This window comes from Candidatus Omnitrophota bacterium (genome assembly GCA_040755155.1).
Lineage (GTDB): Bacteria > Hinthialibacterota > Hinthialibacteria > Hinthialibacterales > Hinthialibacteraceae > JBFMBP01.
In genome coordinates, this window is record JBFMBP010000078.1 from 14,002 (window position 1) to 34,754 (window position 20,753).

Genomic DNA, 20,753 nt, shown 5'->3' on the forward strand with positions numbered 1-20,753 from the left:
GGAAGAAGCGGCGGTTCGCCGCGCCTTTCATAAAAGAGTATCATTACCTTCGCAATGAAGCAATGCGGCGCTCTGCTTTCCCGCTTTCTCCATCGCCTATCCCGCGCGCCGACGTATTCCAAACAAAAAAAAGAGCGAGCCGAAGCTCGCCCCCAGGCTGAGTGGCATTCGTCTTTACTTCCGCTTTTCGCATTCACGAGAATTTCCAACTCTGGAAATTCCATAGACGAACATAACGGTCAAATACCCACTCTATCCCCAAGTGAAGCGATGCAACATCCGTTTCATGGCATCTTCGTACAGGCGACGCGAAAACCTACGAAGTTGAACGTCGATTCCGGAGCAACGTCGTCCCGCGCCGCCGAACGAAGATGATTCTTATCCAATCCCGATATCCAACTCCCGCCTTTCACGACGTAAAAACCGCTGGAATTTTTCGCAAGGGGATCGTTTTGGGCTTCGGCGGCGAAGGGCTGGTAGGCGTCGGCGCACCATTCCCAGACATTGCCGGACATATCGAAAAGCGTCCAGGGATTGGGCTTCATTGCGCCTACGGCGTGAGTTTCGCCATTCGCGTTGGCGGCGTACCAGGCGTTATCGCCCAGTTGCGCATTCAGCGGATCGTCGCCCCAATAATACCTTGTCTGCGTTCCCGCCCGGCAAGCGTATTCCCATTCCGCCTCCGTAGGCAGCCGGAAGCCGTTGGTATTGACGTTCAGTTCGAAGGTTTCAAGGTTATAAGCGGGAGTTCTTCCCGCAAGTTGGCTTAAAGCGTTGCAGAACTTAAGGCAATCGAACCAGGAAATCATCATAATAGGCCGATTGGGACCGAGAAACGACGTAGGAACATTCTTCGTTACCGCCGTCCATTGGGCCTGCGTTACCTCAAAACGTCCAAGGTAGAAATCCTTTGTGAGCATTACGGTATGTAGAGGCTTTTCATTATCCGACGCCCCCCCTTCGGTAACCGGACTGCCCATGAAGAACGATCCGCGAGGAATCAAAACCATCTCCAAGGGTTTCGCCTCAGCGGGAAGTTCCGGAATCGCAATCGTCTGGACATCGCCCGACAACGGTCCGCCAGGCGTTACTGTCGCCAGAGGAATAGCTGTCGATGTGGGAGTGGGAGTCGGAGATCCCGGCGTTACCGTGGGTGTTGGCGTCGCCTCGCTGGAACTCAGGAAATACACCGGCTTCTCCGCCGCGATGGTCACGACTTTTTTGCCGGGACGCACGCCATACACAGTAAAGAAATACCAATTTCCAAACTGAGGTCCTTCTTTAAAGTCCTTGGAAAGCGCTTCGTTTCCTTTTTTCCATTCCATGTAAAAGGGTTTACTCGACAGCGTTCGAGCAAGGAAAACCGCTTTCGCGCCGTTCACGGAGACGTATGCGTGAAATTCCGCGATCTCCGTATCCGACGCATTCCACCGCAAAACCAGGACGCGGTTGTCGGCGATATCGGCGTCGAAGCCGCCGGCGAGGTTCTGAGTGGAATAAAGATCGTCCGTAACCACCAACCGCAAGTCGGGAACTACGACGCCCGGCGGCGTTGGCGTCGGCGTTACCGTAGGCGTCGGCGAAGCAAATTGGGAACTAAGATACAGAACCGGCCCCGCCGTAAAAATCTTCAGAGGCTTTTTCCCGCTTCTTACGCCATATACGGCGAACCAATACGATTTGTCGAACTGCGGCCCATCGCTAAAGGCGCGATAGATATTCGGCGCGCCTTTTCTCCACTCGAAGTAAGAGACATCCGTTCGTCCCGTTCGGCCCAGGTAGGTATCAATGCCATCGATAATGAGATAAACGTGATAATCGTTAATCTCGCTGTCTTTCAAGTTCCAGCGGACGGTTAAGCTGCGATCGTTGGGATCGTCCTGATCGTATCCATTTACCAGATTCGCAGTGGATTGCAAATCGTCCGTTATGGCGACGGTATTCTCCGGCAATTCGTAAATGGAGGGAGTGAACGTCGGCGTAATCGTCGGCGTCGGCGTCGGCGCATCCGCCGTCAGGAAATAGACTTCACCATCCGTTTGAATGCGCAGAGGGACTTTGCCTGTCCTTAAACCAAAAACGATGAAACTGTAAAAATGGCTGGATTGAGGGCCGGCAAGGAATTTGGCGTCGATATTCGGGGCGTTCTTTCGCCATTCGAACTTAGGATTCTTTTCCACTGAAGCGCTGGCGAAAAACACAGGTTCGGCGCGATCGACGCTGATATAGATGTGATATCCATTAATCTCTTCGCTAGATATATTCCAACGGATGGCCAGGATGTTCTTATCGGCGCTGTCCTGGTCGAATTTCCCGACCAAGTTCACCGTAGACTGCAAATCGTCCGTAATCACGACCGTATTGGAAGGAATAACGATCGAGGCGGGAGTAAAAGTCGGAGTAATCGTCGGCGTAGGCGTAGCCGATATCGTCGATTGGTAGAATACATCAGCCAGGGCGTCGATGCGTAGGGGATTTTTCCCGCTGCGGACGCCAAAAACCGCGAAGCGATAATTATTGCCGAATTGGGGGCCGCTTTGGAAAGTCGGGGCCAGTTTGCTATAGCCTTCGCGCCATTCCAGGTAAGGATAGGTTCCTGCTTCCGCGGTTCCTAAGTAGACGGGCAAGGCGTCGTTGATGCTGACGTAAACGTGAAACGCCGTAACCGATTCGTCGGGAATATTCCATCGGATAACGAGGATGCGATGATCGGGATCGTCCTTATCGAGTTTCCCGACCAGGTCGTCCGTACTTTGCATATCGTCAGTAACGACGACGACGTTTTCCGCAATATCGAAAAATACCGGCGCGGGCGTCGGCGTATTCGTCGGCGTATTCGTCGGGGTGTAGGTTTGCGTCGGCGTGTAGCTGGGCGTCGGCGTAGGATCGCCGGAACGGATGAACGACACGCCTTCTTCCGCCATGATCGTTTTGCGATCCGCCGCGCTGATGACGCCGATGACGATAAATTGGTAAGCCGAGTTGAATTGCGGTCCACCCTTGAATCCTTCGCTCAAAAATGGCGATCCTTCTTTCCAAAGATAGAATTTGGCGTCTTTGCCGGATGCGCTGGCGAGATATCTCGACTCGCCCCCGTTGACTTGAACATAAATATGAATATCGGCGATTTTCTCTCCCGTTATATTCCAACGGATCGCCAGCGCCCGATTGTCTTCGGCGTCTTCATCCACTTTCCCCACGAGATTCTCCGTCGATTGCAGATCGTCGGTGACGACGACCGTATCCTCAGGAATATCGAATAACGCCGGCGTGGGCGTCGGCATTGGCGTATAAGTCCTCGTCGGCGTAGAGGTTTCGGTCGGCGTCGGCGTCGGCGTGAATGTCGGCGTCGGCGTAAATGTCAACGTCGGAGTGAATGTCGGAGTAAACGTCGGGGTCGGCGTCGAAGTGGGCGTGGCGTCCACCAGCGTCCCGATATCCCAAATCCGAAGAGTTCCATCGTCTCCGCTGCAAAGAACCTTGCGGCCATCGGCGGAAAAAGCGGCTGAATTAACCTTGCCGGTGAAACCGCCGAAAGTTTTGATTATGGAACCGCTGGTCAGGAGCCACAATTCCGCTTGTCCCACGCCCGCCGTCAGAAGCCACTGTCCATTCGGCGAGAAAACGACCGACTGCAGGCTGGCCGATGGAGACATAAAGGATTGAACCTGCACGCCCTCAACGGCATTCCATATTCTGGCCATGCCGTTCTCGCTCCCCGTGGCGATCAAATCGCCTTGGGGAGAAAAGGCCGCGGCGTTAATGGAACTGCTTTGGCCATTGAACGTGTAAATAATCTGACCAGTCTCCATATTCCATAAGCGCGCCGTCTGGTCTTCGCTTCCCGTAAGCAACTCCGATCCGTCCGGCGATACGGCCACGGAAGTTACTCCACCCGTGTGGCCTATGAATTTGCGCAGGATTTTTCCGGCGTTCGCATCCCATATAATGGCGGTTCCGTCCATGCTCCCAGTGACGGCCTTGTCGCCTCTTGGCATATAGGCGACAGCTTTTATGTCATTGATGTGCCCGCCGAGCACGCGAAGAATTTCATACGTCTTCGCATCCCATACGGCGGCATCGTCGTCCGCGCTTCCCGTTAAAAATTTCGCGCCGTCAGGCGACCAGGCGACGGAACGAACCGCCTCCGTATGCGCGCCGAGAACGCGAAGCGCCGTTCCCGCCGCGGCGTCCCAAATGCGCGCATGGCCGTCGTTGCTGCCGGTTAAGAGGCGCAAACCGCTGGGAGAAAATTTCGCGTCGAAAAAGGATTCGGTATGCCCGCTGAACTCGCGGATTTTTTCGCCGGTTGCGGCGTTCCATAACGTCGCCAGATTGTCGACGTCGCCTAGGAGAACCTTCTGGCCGTCGGGCGAAAAGACGGCGGACAGAATTGCGACGCTGGGATCGCCAAACACCACCAAAGCGGCTCCAGTCTCCGCATTCCAAGTTTTCGTACCGCCGGAACGTCCGATAAGAACTTGCTTTCCATCGGGCGAGAAGGCCACGGATTCCACGGCGCCGCCGGGGATGGTTTGCAGAATGGCGCCCGTCTCCGCATCCCATACGATCGCCGTCGTATCGGAACTGCCGGTTAGAATCTTGGAACTATCGGAGGAATAGGCGACGGATTGAACGGAACTGTTATGCTTGCTGAACGTGCGGATAATCGCTCCGCTCTCTTTGTCCCACGCCTTGGCGGTGCGGTCGCGGCTTCCAGTCAATATCTTCGCATCGTCCGATGAGAAGGCGACGGAATTGATCCAATGGCTATGGCCGGAAAAAGAACGAATCGGCTGTCCGTTCCCTGCATTCCAAAGGATGGCGGTCCGGTCTTTGCTGCCCGTGAGAATCTGGCTTCCGTCATGAGAAAACGCGACGGAAGTTACAGCGTCCGTATGCTGGCTAAGCGTCAACAACGGCAGGCCGGTCGACGTACTCCACAATATCGCCGTCTTTTCGTCGCTGCCGGTTACCACTTTGGTTCCATCGGGAGAAAAAGCGATGGCGTTGACCTTTTCGGTATGCCCAATCAACCTCTTGAGAACAACGCCCGTTTCGACGTCCCACAAGAAGGCTCCCAAACCGCCCGCCGTCGCGATGACGGCGCCTTCCGGACTATACGCGACCGCCGCCAGCGGCCCCAATCCCAGAATGGTTTCTCCCGACTCTCCCGTCACGGAAGGAATGGATATCGGCCGGGGCGTAGGCGTATTCGTGGGCAGCGGCGTCGCCGTAAACGTGGCGTTATGGGCGGATTGACCGTCCGTGAAAAAGGTCGATAAATAATAATCTCTTCCCGCGCTCGCCGTCTTTTTCACGGCAAGATAATAGACGCCCGCCGTCTGCGGCGTATACGCGATTTCGGGATATTCTTCGCTGTTGCTGGACGACAGCAGCTGTCCTTGGCTGCTGAACAATTCGATCTTCGCTTCCACGCCCAGCACGGAGCCGATGCCCAGCGATCCGGAAAGATTTCTTCCCACGTCGGCGTTGACGATTTGAAACTTGAACCAATCGGCGGCATCGGCGTTCGTCTCTATCATGGACGAATCCGAAGAAGAAAGCGCTCCTAAAACGAGTTGTCCAATCTGAATCGAGGCGCTCTGATCCTGTTGATCGTTCGGCTCGATTTCCTGCATGGCGTCGCCGCGCGCCAACGCCGAGAGAGACTCATGCTGCTGGATGGCCTGGGCGAGAAGCGTCTGGGCGCCTTCGTAATTGTTGCGGGAGTAGTAATGGGCGATAAAGGCTTTTATGGGCGGCGTTATATCGGGATATATAGCGTAAAATGGATCGTCGCTGGTCATGAAGGAATTGATGTATCCCCGGCTCCATCCCCCATTCTTCAAGTTTTCTCCGCCATAGGCGTAAGACGGATTGGAGGGGGGAATCCCCTGGATCGTCTTCAAAGAGAGCCAGTCGACGAGATATTCGTTCGCAGCGCTGTTTTTGGAGTTCAAATAGGCCTGCCAGGGCGGAATCAAGCCGCATAACTGTCCAATCAAATCATGAAAGACATGGCTGATCGGCGTTTTGGATATGTTGCCGCCGGAAGAGTCTTTACCGGCGAAACTTGATTTAGGAAAAAGATAGACGTAAGGATTTCCCGGCGGATTCTTCAATACGGCGGTAGGAGCGCCGTTATCGAGCAAACTCATATAGGCGCCGAAATATTTATAATTGCTTTTGATGCGGTAATAGACGGAATCGCCGCTCCAGGCGCCGAATAACGAGGCGCTTCCCAGCGCATCGGCGTCTCCCAGCGTTTCGACGGAAGCGGCGAAGGTGATATGTTGACTGCCCTCGTTCGCTTCGAGGAATTCCAATCCCACCCATTTCAAGGCGTTATTCCAAAGAAGAACGATATTTCTCAATTCCGTTTCGAAAGCGAGGATTTCCTGATCGCTATAGCCGCCGTCTTGTCTGAAGTCGGAAAGATCGATGTTAAAACGGCATTCCCGAAGACCGTTGCCGTTGGAATCAGTTCGATTGCTGGAAAGGCGGAAATAGAAATTCGGCCATCGGAATGCGTTGAGAGGCTGCGACCAAACGGCGCTTTCATCGTCCGCTGCGGCGGCAAGCGGAGAAACGGAATTCCGTTCGGCGCCCGCAAGCGGACCGGCGGCGAAACTTGAGCCTCCCAACAGAAAGCACAGGCTGATTGAATACACGATAAGAAAAAGGTAATAACTTGCTTTTAGGGAATGTCGATTATAAGCCATTGTTCTCGCTCCACTCATCGCTCTATTCTTCGTTTTGACGCATTTCTACAAGTTACTATTGTTTTCCCAAACATAAGTTATGTCAAGTGAAATGTAATTTTATTTTATATAAATAATGGAAAATGAGAGAGATAAATTATTATAGAATTTTCAGAAAATCGAATATCCTTCGCCAGCGCTCTCTCGCTCGCTTTCCGTTCATACTAAAAAAACAAAATGGGACCCAGAATAGGTCCCATGTATGGCTTCTTTATAAATTTGAAAACGGAATTATTGCGTCAATCTCTCGCGGAAGAAGCGGGATGCCGCTTCGGCGATGCCTTCGGCGTCGATGCGGTATTCATGATACAAGCCGTCCGGCGTTCCCGATTCGCCAAAAACGTCCAAGACGCCCCAGCGTTTCAGCGGTGCGGGTTGGAACTCGGATATTACTTCCGCCACAGCGGAGCCAAGACCGCCGATGATGCTGTGATCTTCCACTGTAAATAGGCAGGAGGTCTCCTTGGCGCATTGGACGATCAATTGTTCGTCGATGGGCTTGATCGTATGGATATTGACGATGCGGGCGTCGATCTTTTCCGAAGAGAGCAGGTCTTTAGCCTTGAGAGCGTGTTGGATCGTTCCGCCGGTGGCGAAAATCGTCATATCGTTTCCTGGCGCCAACACAACGCCGTTTCCCGCTTCGAATTGATAGGTGGAAGGATGGATATCCGTCAGTTTTTGCCGCGTCAGGCGCAGGTAGACCGGCCCCTTATGCTGAGCCGCGAAAGCAACCGCCTGTTTAGTTTCGATCTCGTCGCAGGGCTGAATCACCGCCATGCCGGGGATAGCGCGCATCAGCCCCAGGTCTTCCAATCCCATTTGGCTATGACCGTCCTCGCCGATGCCGATGCCGGCGTGCGTGCCGACGATCTTGACGTTGGAGCGAGTATAGCCGACGGACATGCGGATCGTATCGTAGCGCCCGGTGACGAAACAGGCGAAACTGCATACAAAGGGGATTTTTCCGGAAAGCGCCAAACCCGCGCCCGCGCCGATCATATTGGCCTCGGCGATGCCGAATTCGTAAAATCGGCTTGGATATTTTTCGGCGAAATAGCAAGTCATCGTGGACTTGCTGAGGTCGGCGTCGAGAACGACGATGTCGGGATATTTTTCCGCCAATTCAACTAAGGCTTCTCCGAAAGCTTGACGAGTCGCTTTTGCTGCCATAATGTCCTTCCGCTGTTTTTTTATTGTAAGGGCGTGTTGAGCTTCGATTTGAGATTAGGATTGGTGGGCTACGCTTCGCTTTGAGCCCCCCCTACGATTCTTACTTGCCCTTGCCACCCCCCAGTCACCCAGTCTCCCCGTCCCACAATCTTGCTTTATGCGTTGACGAGTTCTTCAACCGCTTTCTTCTCTTCCTCCCGGCTGGGGGCTTTGCCATGCCAGCCGACATTATTTTCCATGAAGGATACGCCTTTGCCCTTAACGGTTTTAGCCCAAATGAGGGTAGGCGATCCCTTCGTCTGCGCCGCTTCGTCCAAAGCGCGCAGTATCTGCCCGATATCGTGGCCGTCGATAGCGATCACCTTCCAATTGAAGGCGCGCCACTTGGCGTCGATGGGCGTTAGGGGCATCACGTCTTCTACGTAGCCGTCGATCTGACCGTTGTTGTTGTCCAGAATCGCTGTCAGGTTGTCAAGGCCGAATTTGCCTGCGGAGAGCGCCGCTTCCCAAACTTGCCCTTCCTGGCATTCCCCGTCGCCCAGAACGCAATAGGTGCGCCAGGAGGATTTTTGCATCTTGGCGGCCAACGCCATACCCACGGCGATGGAAAGCCCCTGCCCCAACGAGCCGGTTGACGCTTCCAGCGCTTCTAATTTTATCCGGTCGGGATGGCCTTGCAGCCGCGAACCGAAGCGGCGCAGAGTTAATAATTCCTTCTCATCGAAATAGCCCGCCAGCGAAAGCGCGGCGTACAAAGCGGGAACGCAATGCCCTTTGGACATAATGAACCGGTCGCGCTCCTCCCATTTGGGATTGGCGGGATCGTGCTTCATCGCGCCGAACATCAAGGCGGAAACGATGTCCGCAACGGATAAAGAGCCGCCGGGATGCCCGGAAGCGGCTTCCGTCAGCATTTTGACGACGTTGATGCGGATGGTTTTCGCGTATTGTTTCAGCGTATCTATATCTCGCGTAAGTTGAAAAACCATGATCCATCCTTTTTGCTTAGGTTAGAAAAATGGAAAAACGAATCTTCTCTCGCGTCTGCGATGACGAACCATTCTCATTATCCAGGGAAATGAGCGAAAAAACGTCCAATAGTAAGGGATAAAAGCGATAATAGGTTAACTTCCCCCTCCGCCGCAGGCAAGAGCCGCAAACTGGTTGTTGTTATTCCTAGAGAGCGCCATTGATCTCGCCGCCCCGGTTGTTGCGGGTTTCGCCGCCAGTGATGCCGATATCGCCCCAGCTGATTAAGCCGTTGGAAGGATGGTAAATCATTCCCCGGTCGCCCAGTCCCATGGCGTACCATTCCAAAGCGGATTGGGCGTGATCCGGTCCAAAACTATATAAGAGATAACCGTTCATCTTCATATCGCACAGGTTGGCGCGTCCCGCCCAAGTCAAAGAAGGTTTTTTAGGATCGCAATCGAAACTGAAATACTTATAACTTTTTTGCAGCGTGAAAGCCGATCCATTGCGGTCGAATTTATCCGCTCCTCCGAAGATATCCTCCATGCTGATGGAACTGAGATAAGCGATGGGCGTGGTCAATTCATGCAAATCCTGCGTCAAGTCCGGCCCGATAGCGCCTGGAGGATATTTTGCCCGATCGAGACGGTAGGTTTCCAGCGCCAAGCCGACGGCCTTCAAATCTCCTTTGGTGCGGGCGACTTTAGCGCGGATCTGGGCGTTGAGAAAATTGGGCACGGCGATGGCGGCCAAAACGCCGATGATCGCGACGACGATAAGCAATTCGATGAGAGTAAATCCGTTCTTTCGCATGATATTTTCCATTTCTTCAAGACGTTCTCCGATAGAATCTTCAAGAAACGATCTATCATTAAATAAATTTTTCCCATCTTAAACTCAATATTATCAAATAGTAACTATTAAATTATCATCGGTGAAACGTTCCATGTGGAACGTGGATTATTACCATTATTATATCAAGGATTGGTAGTATCTCTTCGCTTCATCCCCTGAAAATCTTTCATCATTCCTTACTTCATCAATCATCTTCGATAAGACAGAGTTTTCGATCGTTTCTTCCAATAGATTAAATTCCTCAATCGGTATTTGAACCGCGAATGGTTTTTGATTTTCGTCGAGAACGATTTTTTTATGGATTGCCAACATGATTAGCGGCCTTTCGTATGGTTTCTACTTATATATCAATGGAAACGATTCGGGATTCTCAATCGATTCCAGGCTAAGATCGACATCCAGCGCTGGCCAGCGCAGATGATCTTCATGCACAAGTTGAACGTTCAAGATATCTTCGATTTTCGCCTGGAGAAACCAAGAAAATTGTTCGAATGGCAAAAAATGTTCTTTCTCCCGAACGAGCAGCCAAAATCCCAATTTGCCGATATTGGTCACTTCAACGGGAGAAATGCTCTTTCCAGACGCGAATGAGTTCATGCTTGCGCTCCTCTACAACTCTACCTATATCGTTTATTTCGCTACTCGAAAAACCATAATTTTTTGCCAGCGAAACGGTTGGTTCAAGCCAGAATTTCGCTTCTCCATCTGCGCTCGATACATGCACATGAGACCTCGGCTCTTCCCGTGAGAAGAAGAAAAACCGATAACCTTTCCAGTAGAAAACCGTAGGACTCATAATCACTTATCGTCGTATCGAGAGTCATAGATATAAATCTTGATCCTGCTGCGTTCGACGGCTTCGCGGAAATAGGGATTCTTGATGGAATCTTCCAACACTAAATCTACAGGCCGTCCGAATATCTCCTCCAAGCGTTCCTTCAGATCGAAATAGCGGCTGAACATTTTTCCCGGCTTCCTGTCAAAAAGCGCTACGACATCCACATCGCTATCCGGTCCGAAATTCTCCCCGGCGAACGAACCGAAAACATCCAAGCGCCTAACGCTCGCCTCCGCGCAAGCGTTGCTAATCGCTGGTTTATATTTATCTTATGTCTTGCATAGTTTTAACCTGATTATCTTGCGTTTTATAGCGTTGTAGGATGGGTCGCGTTGTTTGACCCATCAATTACAATATACATAACACTTATCTTATAACGTTAGACAATCTTAAGTTTCTCTTTGATATACTTCTCAATATCCTTAATTACTTCATCATATTCGGCTCGGTGAATTCGTTTCGACTCAAAATCAATTTTCACATCCTGCAGAAATTTCTCAAAGTCAGTGTTTTGCTCGCATAGTTTGTTGATTGTCTCCCAATCAAGAGCGCTCTTGATCCTTGCTGGATAGAGTATAGTTGATCCATCAATATCCTTTGGATCCAAATGAATAATTCCAATCCCGAAGGAGGATGCTAACCGTTCAAGTTCCGAAAGGAATTCATCATCTTGCAAAATGTCCGCTGCAACAAGATACCCTTCATGCGCCCAAGATGAATTGGAAACGGATTGAAAATAGGCTTCCCTATAGTTTCCTTTTGTCAGAGATTTTTTAAGTTCAAACGAGAACAAGCGCAAAGAGTTATTATCCGAAAGCCGATTAAATTCGATAACATCGGGACGCCAATCATCCAGAGGTAGGTAAAAACCAACCATATCCGGGTGAATCCATTCATTGAATCCTGTCTTTGAAGATTTCTCATGATGTATTGTTTTTGTATATATTGATCTTCCGCGATTAAAGGAAGGATTTGCGTAAGCGAAATAGGTCAAAAGCGGATGCAAATCGCGTTCACTGAATTCCGTCTTCTTCTCGCTCTTCTTGACTTCTTCCTTCTCAATTTTATTGATCGCATCTAGCGGCAAATCACTTTGCCGTTCTTTGAGAAAAAACCGAACGGGGCGCTTCCCCACTTTAATAAACTTGGATGATATGTTATCACGCACTTCGACATATAGTTGAGCGCCAAGACTTTGCCAAGGCGTCTTCCCAGTAGTTTTTATTTTTAATGTCATCCCTTTCTCATTAGCAAATTGCCATATTTCTTGATAGGTCAGAGGTTTTGGAGATTGATTCAAGACTTCATAAGCCAAGTCTAAATATGTATTACTCATTCTTTGTTACTCCTATCCTCTCATACAAGATTGAAATGTTTAGCATATCACTTACAATTTCCATCCAATCTTGTCAGAATCGAGATGGGCAGGATTTTCAGAATAAAAAATCCTAGTTATTCTTACATCCTTGAGATCCAGATTCAGACAGCAACAGCTCGCATCTTGAAACGCGCTGACTGTCTGCACTCCTCGTTCATTATATCCATTTAAACCGATGGATCGAAAAACGCGACCCATCCTGCCTTCTACCATAACAAAATCACCGGTTGGCGAACCAGACTACATACTCGCGCACTGGCCAAAAATTAGGATTGGTTCGGGAAACGACTTCCATGTCGGCTAAGGGAACCAATCCTTCTTTCTTGCCTTCGCGGACTTTGATAATTATTCCGTAATCGGGATCGTCTTCTTCGATCGAAAGGACTGTCATGACATGCCCTAACCGAAAAGGTTCTTTTTTCGCGATATCGGTGAAGAAGGTTTCATCGCTATCTTCCTCTCGCTTGACATCGAATGGAAAGGCGAGATGCTGGGACAGCCAACGCGCCCAATTTCGTTTTTCCCATTCCTCAAATTTCTGATCCAACAGGTCATCGTTTTCTTCGTCCCAAGATGAATCGTAGTTATTTAGTAAAGCCATTGTTGTTTCTCCTTTCTCCACAGTGGTTATATTATTCACCTTTCACAAACCGTTGATAGAGTTCCAACGCCGCCTGGTCGGAGATGTTGGGGCCGATGACGAGGCGGGCGCGGACGGAGACGGTGTCGTTCGCCGCTACGTCTTTGCCGATGAACGACATGTATAAGGAATTATGGCCAGCTACGCCGTCGGGGGGATTCAAATTGTAGGGCGTTTCCAGGGCGAAGCAGTCTTCCGGCTTGGCCATCATGACGGCGGTTAGGCCTGTATTGGCGTTTTTGCGCATCCCGATGGGCGCTTCCAAATAGCGCGTTAGCGACCATTGCACCGGATTCGATCCCAGTTCCCAACGTCCGTCGCAGAACAATTGAGCCGCCGCCAGGTCGCGGGGAAACGCCAAATAAGTTCCTAGCACCAGCGGATTGCCGTCGGCGGCCAGAAACGCGGGGACGCCGGGAGCGTGGCGGGGGGCCTTGGCGTAAATCCAGCTTTGAAAATCCTTGGCGAAATAAGAAGAGAGAAAGATTTCGAAATTCTTCATATCCTGATGCGGCTTGCATAGGATTTCCAGGTCGAGCGCCTCGGGCGCCTTCCAGCCGTAGATGGCGCTCATTTCGTAGGGATTGTTCTCGTCCGGCGGCCAATAAATATGGGCGCGGCCATCGTCCAGCGGCTTGGCCAGTTTCTGCCGTGCGCGCGCATCTTCGCCCCAACGTTTGTTTGTAGACAAAACGCGGTAGAGGCTGAAGATTCCCGGATTGTCGCCGCCATAGGCCAATTCCACGCCCGACGAGGCGTCCACGATGGATACGACGCCCTGCGAGGAGGCGTCGGCGCGCAGTTTGCCTTTGAGCGCACCGGTATCGAACTCGAAAAAGCCGTTGTCCACGGCGTGAAAAGCCAGGTCGGACGCTCCAGCAGCGAGGGGAAATAAAATAAAGGAAAGAATAATATGGATCGAATAACGCATGGATGAGAACCTCCGTAGAAAATATGCTTAATCCCTCACCCTTGCCCTCTCCCAAAGGGCGAGGGAATTGCATAACAAGATACTCAATTGGATTTTACTTTCAATTCGATAATAACGTCGATGGAATCTTCCGGAATGGGCGGCAGGGCTATTTCCGTCCCGTCCGTGTTGGTTGAACATTGCAGTTTCTTCCCTTTGAATACGCGGGCGGATTGGACGGCGAAATCGGCGGCTGGCAGTTTTAACGACGCGCCCGGCGATTTCAGGATATGCAAATAAACGATATCGCCCTTTCGCGTGGAAGTTCCCCATTCCTGCTTGACGAAAGGTCCACGGCGGGTTTTGTAGATGGTCTTGCCATTCTCCTTCAGCCATTGGCCGACGGCGATCAATCGTTCCTGGAATTCGGGCTGAATCTCGCCCGTGGGCATGGGGCCGACATTGAGCAACAGATTGGCGCCGAAGCCCGCCGCCTTCACCAAATAATGAACAATCTCTTTTACCGATTTGTATTTATGGTCGTCTTTGTTGTATCCCCAGGAGTTATTCATCGTAAGACAAGTTTCCAGCGGCAGTTGGGAGACTCCCGCCTTGTTGAAGCCAGCGGTGTTCTCTCCAGGCAAATCCTGCTCGAACATCTGGAAGCCTTCACCGGGATACGGCGCTACGTGGTGGTTGCTGCCAATCAAGGCTTGCGGCTGCAGAGAGTGGATCGTATGGTAAATGCCGTCGTTGTTCCAATCCGCGTCCGGCTTATCCCAAAGGCCGTCGAACCATAAGCCGCCGATCTTGCCGTAATTCGCGCAAAGTTCCCGCATATGGCCTTCGTAGTATTGCAAATAGCGGCTCCAATCGCCCGATTCCGCACGCCCGGCGTCATGGCCGGTTCTGCCGCGCGGGAAATAATCGGGATGATGCCAATCCAATTGCGAATAATAGAAAAACAGTTTGATTCCCTTCTTTTTACAGGCTTTAGCCAATTCCGCCATGACGTCGCGGCCAAAGGGCGTATTCGTGATCTTATAATCGGTCAGCGCTGTGTCGAACATGCAAAAGCCGTCGTGATGCTTGCTGGTAATCGTGATATATTTCATTCCAGCTGTCTTCACCAGATCGACCCATTTGTCGGCATTGAACTTGACGGGATTGAATTGGGGATAGAGTTTTTCGTATTCTTGAATAGCGATCTTGTCGTTGTTCATCACCCATTCCCCCTTGCTCAGCAGGGAATAAACGCCCCAATGGACGAAAAGCCCGAATCTTGCATCTTGGAACCATTCCTGAGCCTTGACTTGGGGATCGGACTTGTCTGCGAAAATAGACGATGGCATCCATAGCATCATTGCGGCGAGAACAAACATAAAATAGCGCGATTTCATTTTATTCCTCCAAATTTATTAGCGTTTCCGCATTGTCAAATATTCGTCCTTCTTTGTCCAGGCATGAAAGAGTAAACAGGATAACGTAATAGAATAGTTTTATATAAAAATGCTTCAATTGAAGTTTATGAATGAAAAAAGACAAAATCAATCATCGAAGAGGATGACAAACACCAATCCCAGAGTAACATGTTTTTTTATCGTTTCCGTGGAGAGAGAGCCAAATGATTTTTCATATTGACGAAAAAGCAAAATGGGGGCCGATCTTGGATAAGTGGCGCGGCGAAGGTAAAAAGATCGTTACTACCAATGGCGCCTTCGATATCGTTCACGTCGGCCATGTCCGGTTGTTGAAGGAAGCCAAAGAACAAGGGGACATTCTTGTGGTGGGACTCAACAGCGACGCCTCCGTGAAGAAATACAAAAGCGAAAGGCGGCCCATCGTCCCCCAGGAAAATCGGGCGATCCTTATGGAAGCTATCCGCTACGTCGATATGATTCTCATCTTCGACGAGCCGGAATCGCTGCGTTTCGTCGACGAAGTGAAGCCGGACGTGCATGTGAAAGACGACGCCTACGGCTACAACCTGATCGAGGGACCCATCGTCAGGAAGCATGGCGGAACCGTATATCTCGTAAAAAAAGACGATCACTCCACGACGAATTTCTACCGCAAAGTCCTGGATGTCTATCGGGAAGAAACCGGCGAACCATTATAAAAAACTGCGATTAGTGACAAGCCCCCCAACCGAGAAAAGGCTCTCGGCGATTGCAGGAAGAAAAGCCTTGCCGCCCCGTCGTTGAAACGGCGGGCTATTGGCGTTTGCCCCTTTAAAGGGGCAAAAGGTAATAGCCGTTTCAACGGCGGGTTCCTGGAGGGATTCCTTTTTTTCGTTCTACCCGGAGATTCGTCCGCGAAGTCAAACCTGTTTCCAGGCATGGTAGGAACTGCGCGCGAAGGGGGTGGATTCTACGTGTTCGTATCCCATTCTTTTTCCCCATTCCTTATAATCGGCGAATTCTTCCATGGAAACGTAGCGCACAACGGGATGCAAACGTCGATTCGGCTGCAAATATTGGCCGATCGTCAGGATAGAGCAGCCCGTTTTTCGCAAATCCTCCATGAGAGACATTACTTCTTCTTTTTCTTCGCCCACGCCCAGCATAATGCCGGATTTGGTTTTGACGCCGGGACGCCGCGCCCGCCGCAGCAACTCCAAGCTGCGTTCGTATACGGCTTGTGAACGAAGCCGAGAATACAGGCGGGGAACCGTCTCCAGATTGTGATTGAGGATGGCGATGTCCGCTTTCATTAGATGATCGAGAGCCTCCCAGTTTCCCTGAAAATCGGGAACGAGAATCTCCACCGTGCAGGAGGGATTGCGTTTTTTGACGGCGTTGACGGTTGCGTAAAAATAGGAAGCGCCGCCATCCGGAAGATCGTCGCGAGCGACACTGGTCAATACGGCGTGCTTCAAACCCATCTTCTCGACGGCTTCCGCCACGCGCTGCGGCTCCAAATCGTCCGGAGCGGCGGGGCGTCCGCCCTTCACGGCGCAAAAGGAGCAATGGCGCGTGCAAACGTCGCCCAAGAGAAGAAACGTCGCCGTTCCATTGCGCCAACACTCCGCCCGGTTGGGGCACAACGCCGATTCGCAGATCGTCGGCAATCCGGACTGACGGACAAGATCGCGAGTGCGGTTAAAATCCAGACCGGAAGGCGTCTTTACGCGAATCCAGGACGGTTTGGGCAAGATTTTTGGCGAAGATGTTTTATTCATTCCATCAAATAGAACCAACCGGATGGCTTTGCCCTTGAAAGGCGCTGGGACTCTCTTCTGGTTTTCCTAGAACCAATTCGAAAATCAATTGGCATATGGTCATTCTCGGTTGAAGAGTTAAAGCGTATATTCCTAAGTTTATAATTTCTAAAGTAATTGTTCCTTCGAAACCAGCATGAATCGTTGGAGCCGTAAAATGCACCAATAGTCCACATCTCGCCAAAGAACTTTTCCCTTCCACGCGCGCCGCTAAGTAATATCCCGTTATTTCATCTTTTTTAATCGGAATAGAAATAGTTTCCAGCGTTTGCGATAAGACAAATTTCTGTGGTTCTAAAACAAAAGGATCTTCTTTGACGGATTTATCGTTGCAGATCTTTTTTAATGTGCCGGCAATTGAACCTTTACTTAAATCAAGATTAAAACAATTTCCCACTTGTGGAATCGAAATAGTATTTCCCAACCGAAGATCGACAGCCGTCGTGCCAAAACTCTCATTTTGAGGAAGAGGCGTCAAGACGATTCTCTTCTCGGCTATCGCTCTTTTTATTTCTGTATTGGAAAGAATCAAAAGATTCTCCTTATCAGGCTTCCATTAATTGTTCTCTGGAAACATTCACGCAATTGGATGTTTCAAAAGGATATTCCGGCAACTTGATCGAACAAGATGGTCCATTATTGGCGTATAGCCACACCTTTACGTAGTTTTCTCCTTCAATCTTTGGTTCTTTTACAAATATGGGATTTATAAAAAAAGAAAAAACCAAACCATCGATCGTTTTCGACTCCACCGCCAGTTCGTCAGGAAACATCCCTTTCGACGTTTCGCATTTCAACCACCATGTTTTGTCGCTCATGACCCATCGCCTCCGTCTCTCATTATTCCGATAACGTTATACTACCATCTCCGATTAATCCAGTAAAGAAAAAACGGAGCGGGTGATTCGTTCCGCTCCGTTATTCTTCTTGATTGACGCTCGCCAGCTCGGCGGTTTATCGGTTTCCCGATCCCTCGCGGGGTCGGGACGGTCTGCGCCGCCCTCGTCCGCCGCCGCCGCCGCTGCCGCTGCCGCTGCCACCACGACCGCTATAACCTCCACCTCCGCCGCTGCGGCCGCCGCGCCGTTGCGGACGGCGTCTCGGCGCCGATGAAGACGCGGAACGATCCGTGGATGCGATTACGACGCGCTTATGCGTGCCGTTGCCGATGCTGAAGGTGGTTACCTCGGCGTTCTCTTTCAAGGCAAGATGGATGATGCGGCGTTCGGGGGGCGAAAGTGGATCGGTGCGGTAGTCCTGCTTAGTTCGGGCTACCTGCTCGCCCCAGCGCAGCGCCATGGCGCGCAAATTGTCCTCGCGTTTTTCACGGTAATTATCGATGTCGATGACGACTTTGCGCCAATCCTCTTTGTCCTCGTTGAGGTAGCGCGCCACTAGGTACTGCAATGAATCCAGCGTCTGGCCGTGATGGCCGATGAGCGACGAGGCGCTTTCGCCGAGGACGATGAAGAGATTCTCTCCCTCTTCCCGCACGTCGATGGGCGAATCGATCTTCATGCGCTGGAGAATATTGCGCATAAATACGGAAGCGCGGATGCGGTCGTCGGGACGCAGGGATGCTTTGACGACGGCTTTCTTGCGGCCAAAGCCCAAAAAGCCCTTCGATCCGGCGGACATGGGATTGATTTCGACTTCTTCGCGTTTCGCCATCAGCTGCTGCAAGGCGTTCTGCGTCGCTTCTTCAAGGGTATTGCCTTCGCCTAATGCTTCTTTCATGATCTTCCTCCGTCTGTTTCGAGAAGAATTTCATTGCATCCGATCCGGCGCGCATTCCAAGAACGCAGGCGATTATACTGCCGGCGAGGATGCGTTCTTCTCGATCGGTAATTCAAATTCGTCACTATTTGGCCGCCGCCGGCTCTTTTCCGTGAAATCGATCCAAGATCGTTCGTTGCGCAACGTCGATGAATATGCTGATGACGAAATACAGGATGACGCCCGAAGCAATGGACCAGAAAAAGAATACGAAGATCAGCGGGAACATCCGCATCATATTCGCATTGGGACCTTCGACTTTTTGCTGGCTGCTGCTCCACAACATTAATGCTGCATAGGCCAGCGGCAGAATATTGATCGTAAAAATATATCCCGCCACCGGCAGATAAAAAGCGCCGTCCGGGGCGGAAAGATCCTTGATCCAGCTGAAAAAGGGTGCGCCGCGCAACTCCAACGCCATGCCAAATGTTGCGTAAAGCGCAATGAAAATAGGGATAGTCGGCAGCATGGGCAGACATCCGGCGAGCGGATTCACCTTGTGTTTGCGGAAGAGTTCCATCTGCGCCTTCTGCATTTTTTGGGGATCGTCTTTGTACTGCTCTTTCATCGCGTTGATTTGCGGCTGCAAGGCTTGCATTTTCTTCATGGATTTCATCTGCTTATGATATAGGGGAAGCATGATAACTTTCACTAAAAGCGTCAGCAGAATGATCCCCACGCCGTAATTAGGAATGATTATATAAAAACCATTAAGCAACCGCAGCATAAAATTGGATATTGGGCCGGTGAAGCTTCGCCAAAAGATTTGACGCGCTTCGCCCAAACTGGAATCCGCCTTGACCAGATCGTCATCATCCAACGGCCCTACGTATATAGTATATTGGCTGTTGTACGACATTCCGTCCGGAATCGGATCGATGTTCATGCGCACCCCGGCTAAAGGCTTCAAAATGGCGGGATCTTCCTTCGGGCTGGATGCCCCCTTGAGAGCTATCTTCGTCGGCGATTTGGGGACAATAGCCGCTAGGAAAAACTTTTGCCCCACGCCCGCCCAGCCTACAGTTTGATTCGTAACGGCAAGCGTAGGAGCGGAATATTCCGGCAAGAGAACGGGAGAGTTCTTTTGAATTTCCTTCATCAGAATAGGCAGCGGCTGGGTGGTTAAACCCTTCTCGATCAGCTGGCATAACGCGTTGTTTTGGGCATCTGTCCGCTGGGAGGGAAAGCCGAATCCCCCCCGCCATAGCACGTCGTAATATCCCTCGCCGTTAAAAACAAGCGGCTTTCCCGATTTGTTGAACAGGCGCACTTGCAGATCGATATGATAACTATCGGGATAAAACCTGTAGACTTTTTCCGCCGTGAGTCCCTGATTCGTATAAGTAAAGACTAATTCGCTCGGATTGGCCCCCGTTAGGAAAAGGCGCTCTTGGGAACATTGATAAGGAATCCACTTGTCGGGATACTGGCCGCCCCATTCCACGCTCAATCCCATATCCCCCGGCGAGAAATGGGGATCGATGGCGTTTATGGGAGGAGGCCCGCTCTCCGGCCAGGAATCTCGCCATTTCAGTTCCAAATCGGCAAGATGAGATCTCAACGGATCTCCTTTATTCGTTTCGAGCCGTAGAAGACGAGGATCCTCGCTTAATTCATTGTATTGCAGAAGCCGCCACTCCACCGGCAACGCACCCGTTTTCGAAAAAACAATGCGGTAACGTTCGCTTTCCACCACTACTTCCCCGCCTTGTTCCGCTGGGGGTGCGCTGGGAAGCCAATCCCAAACGCCGGCGGCGGCGATTTCCGGCGTCGCGGAGGCGATGGCTTCTTTTGGCGTACGAGTTGGCGTAGGCCGGACGGCCGCCTGGCCGGGAACAACCGCCGTGGGCTGCGCTCCGGAAGTGCGAGGTTTTGGAGGGTATTTCTTGGCGTAATACCAATTGAATCCCAGCATCACCAACATGGAAAGCACAAAGCAAAGCGCAAGCCGTTTTTCCGAATCCATTTTTCCTCTTTTTTTACACTTAATCCGGGCGATCAAATCGACGGTTATAAATGAGCCTCATGCAAAATACCTTTATTCCTCCCCCAAGCTTGGGGGAGGTTAGGAGGGGGTTGACATAAGTCCATTAAAATCAACCCCCCTCTAAACTCCCCCCAATCTTGGGGGGAGAATTTTAAGACGGATTTCATTAATTTTGCAAGAGCCTCAAATATAAGTGCATTCCGCCCACGGTTCGAAGGCTGTATCCGGCATACAGGCGAG

General features: G+C 51.1%; 18 protein-coding genes. 1 reads left to right on the top strand and 17 read right to left on the bottom strand.

The features are described from left to right. Positions 1 to 284: 284 nt before the first annotated feature. From AB1656_10255 to AB1656_10310, 12 genes are all read right to left on the bottom strand, one after another. Entirely contained in the window at positions 285 to 6,725 is a 6,441-nt protein-coding gene (locus AB1656_10255) for an SUMF1/EgtB/PvdO family nonheme iron enzyme (protein ID MEW6235756.1), read from the bottom strand. Positions 6,726 to 6,995: 270 nt separating this feature from the next. After that, entirely contained in the window at positions 6,996 to 7,937 is a 942-nt protein-coding gene (locus AB1656_10260; protein ID MEW6235757.1) for a transketolase C-terminal domain-containing protein, read from the bottom strand. A gap of 155 nt (positions 7,938 to 8,092) precedes the next feature. Then, the gene (locus AB1656_10265; protein MEW6235758.1) at positions 8,093 to 8,926 is read right to left on the bottom strand and encodes a transketolase; all 834 of its coding nucleotides are present in this window, start codon (positions 8,924 to 8,926) and stop codon (positions 8,093 to 8,095) included. Positions 8,927 to 9,113: 187 nt separating this feature from the next. Next, positions 9,114 to 9,722: a prepilin-type N-terminal cleavage/methylation domain-containing protein gene (locus AB1656_10270; GenBank protein MEW6235759.1), complete on the bottom strand. Its 609-nt coding sequence runs from the start codon at positions 9,720 to 9,722 to the stop codon at positions 9,114 to 9,116. Positions 9,723 to 9,881: 159 nt separating this feature from the next. Next, entirely contained in the window at positions 9,882 to 10,076 is a 195-nt protein-coding gene (locus AB1656_10275) for a hypothetical protein (GenBank protein MEW6235760.1), read from the bottom strand. A 24-nt stretch (positions 10,077 to 10,100) separates the two neighbouring features. Continuing rightward, complete coding sequence (locus AB1656_10280; protein ID MEW6235761.1) at positions 10,101 to 10,361, bottom strand: DUF2442 domain-containing protein; 261 nt, start codon at positions 10,359 to 10,361, stop codon at positions 10,101 to 10,103. After that, entirely contained in the window at positions 10,321 to 10,560 is a 240-nt protein-coding gene (locus AB1656_10285; protein ID MEW6235762.1) for a DUF4160 domain-containing protein, read from the bottom strand. Before AB1656_10285 ends, AB1656_10280 begins: the two co-directional genes overlap by 41 nt. 2 nt (positions 10,561 to 10,562) lie before the next feature. Next, positions 10,563 to 10,853: a nucleotidyltransferase domain-containing protein gene (locus AB1656_10290; protein MEW6235763.1), complete on the bottom strand. Its 291-nt coding sequence runs from the start codon at positions 10,851 to 10,853 to the stop codon at positions 10,563 to 10,565. Between the two features lie 128 nt (positions 10,854 to 10,981). Then, complete coding sequence (locus AB1656_10295) at positions 10,982 to 11,938, bottom strand: HTH domain-containing protein (GenBank protein MEW6235764.1); 957 nt, start codon at positions 11,936 to 11,938, stop codon at positions 10,982 to 10,984. 262 nt (positions 11,939 to 12,200) lie between these two features. Then, complete coding sequence (locus AB1656_10300) at positions 12,201 to 12,581, bottom strand: calcium-binding protein (protein MEW6235765.1); 381 nt, start codon at positions 12,579 to 12,581, stop codon at positions 12,201 to 12,203. A 31-nt stretch (positions 12,582 to 12,612) separates the two neighbouring features. Continuing rightward, the gene (locus AB1656_10305; GenBank protein ID MEW6235766.1) at positions 12,613 to 13,551 is read right to left on the bottom strand and encodes a hypothetical protein; all 939 of its coding nucleotides are present in this window, start codon (positions 13,549 to 13,551) and stop codon (positions 12,613 to 12,615) included. Positions 13,552 to 13,634: 83 nt separating this feature from the next. Next, positions 13,635 to 14,930, bottom strand: a complete 1,296-nt coding sequence (locus AB1656_10310; protein MEW6235767.1) for an alpha-L-fucosidase — start codon at positions 14,928 to 14,930, stop codon at positions 13,635 to 13,637. Positions 14,931 to 15,154: 224 nt separating this feature from the next. On the opposite strand from AB1656_10310, the gene AB1656_10315 reads away from it, so the two are divergent. After that, positions 15,155 to 15,649, top strand: coding sequence for an adenylyltransferase/cytidyltransferase family protein (locus AB1656_10315; GenBank protein ID MEW6235768.1), 495 nt, complete (start codon positions 15,155 to 15,157; stop codon positions 15,647 to 15,649). A gap of 201 nt (positions 15,650 to 15,850) precedes the next feature. Here the strand turns inward: AB1656_10315 and lipA are convergent, their stop codons facing one another. The 5 genes from lipA to AB1656_10340 all read right to left on the bottom strand — a co-directional run bounded on the left by lipA (position 15,851) and on the right by AB1656_10340 (position 20,492). Beyond that, positions 15,851 to 16,711, bottom strand: coding sequence for a lipoyl synthase (lipA, locus tag AB1656_10320; GenBank protein MEW6235769.1), 861 nt, complete (start codon positions 16,709 to 16,711; stop codon positions 15,851 to 15,853). Between the two features lie 4 nt (positions 16,712 to 16,715). Further along, on the bottom strand, positions 16,716 to 17,282 hold the full coding sequence (gene dcd / locus AB1656_10325; GenBank protein ID MEW6235770.1) for a dCTP deaminase: 567 nt from the start codon (positions 17,280 to 17,282) through the stop codon (positions 16,716 to 16,718). A gap of 13 nt (positions 17,283 to 17,295) precedes the next feature. Continuing rightward, positions 17,296 to 17,568 carry a hypothetical protein gene (locus AB1656_10330; GenBank protein ID MEW6235771.1) on the bottom strand — a complete coding sequence of 91 codons (273 nt, stop codon included), beginning with the start codon at positions 17,566 to 17,568 and terminating at the stop codon, positions 17,296 to 17,298. Positions 17,569 to 17,704: 136 nt separating this feature from the next. After that, a complete protein-coding gene (jag, locus tag AB1656_10335; protein ID MEW6235772.1) occupies positions 17,705 to 18,487 on the bottom strand; it encodes an RNA-binding cell elongation regulator Jag/EloR in 783 nt (260 codons plus the stop codon). 124 nt (positions 18,488 to 18,611) lie between these two features. Further along, entirely contained in the window at positions 18,612 to 20,492 is a 1,881-nt protein-coding gene (locus AB1656_10340; GenBank protein MEW6235773.1) for a YidC/Oxa1 family insertase periplasmic-domain containing protein, read from the bottom strand. Positions 20,493 to 20,753 lie beyond the last annotated feature (261 nt).

Bases quoted from the DNA above. Each gene is read 5' to 3' on its own strand.
- AB1656_10255 (MEW6235756.1), bottom strand. From the start codon at position 6,725: ATGGCTTATAATCGACATTCCCTAAAAGCAAGTTATTACCTTTTTCTT.
- AB1656_10260 (MEW6235757.1), bottom strand. From the start codon at position 7,937: ATGGCAGCAAAAGCGACTCGTCAAGCTTTCGGAGAAGCCTTAGTTGAA.
- AB1656_10265 (MEW6235758.1), bottom strand. From the start codon at position 8,926: ATGGTTTTTCAACTTACGCGAGATATAGATACGCTGAAACAATACGCG.
- AB1656_10270 (MEW6235759.1), bottom strand. From the start codon at position 9,722: ATGCGAAAGAACGGATTTACTCTCATCGAATTGCTTATCGTCGTCGCG.
- AB1656_10275 (MEW6235760.1), bottom strand. From the start codon at position 10,076: ATGTTGGCAATCCATAAAAAAATCGTTCTCGACGAAAATCAAAAACCA.
- AB1656_10280 (MEW6235761.1), bottom strand. From the start codon at position 10,361: ATGAACTCATTCGCGTCTGGAAAGAGCATTTCTCCCGTTGAAGTGACC.
- AB1656_10285 (MEW6235762.1), bottom strand. From the start codon at position 10,560: ATGAGTCCTACGGTTTTCTACTGGAAAGGTTATCGGTTTTTCTTCTTC.
- AB1656_10295 (MEW6235764.1), bottom strand. From the start codon at position 11,938: ATGAGTAATACATATTTAGACTTGGCTTATGAAGTCTTGAATCAATCT.
- AB1656_10300 (MEW6235765.1), bottom strand. From the start codon at position 12,581: ATGGCTTTACTAAATAACTACGATTCATCTTGGGACGAAGAAAACGAT.
- AB1656_10305 (MEW6235766.1), bottom strand. From the start codon at position 13,551: ATGCGTTATTCGATCCATATTATTCTTTCCTTTATTTTATTTCCCCTC.
- AB1656_10310 (MEW6235767.1), bottom strand. From the start codon at position 14,930: ATGAAATCGCGCTATTTTATGTTTGTTCTCGCCGCAATGATGCTATGG.
- AB1656_10315 (MEW6235768.1), top strand. From the start codon at position 15,155: ATGATTTTTCATATTGACGAAAAAGCAAAATGGGGGCCGATCTTGGAT.
- lipA (MEW6235769.1), bottom strand. From the start codon at position 16,711: ATGAATAAAACATCTTCGCCAAAAATCTTGCCCAAACCGTCCTGGATT.
- AB1656_10330 (MEW6235771.1), bottom strand. From the start codon at position 17,568: ATGAGCGACAAAACATGGTGGTTGAAATGCGAAACGTCGAAAGGGATG.
- jag (MEW6235772.1), bottom strand. From the start codon at position 18,487: ATGAAAGAAGCATTAGGCGAAGGCAATACCCTTGAAGAAGCGACGCAG.
- AB1656_10340 (MEW6235773.1), bottom strand. From the start codon at position 20,492: ATGGATTCGGAAAAACGGCTTGCGCTTTGCTTTGTGCTTTCCATGTTG.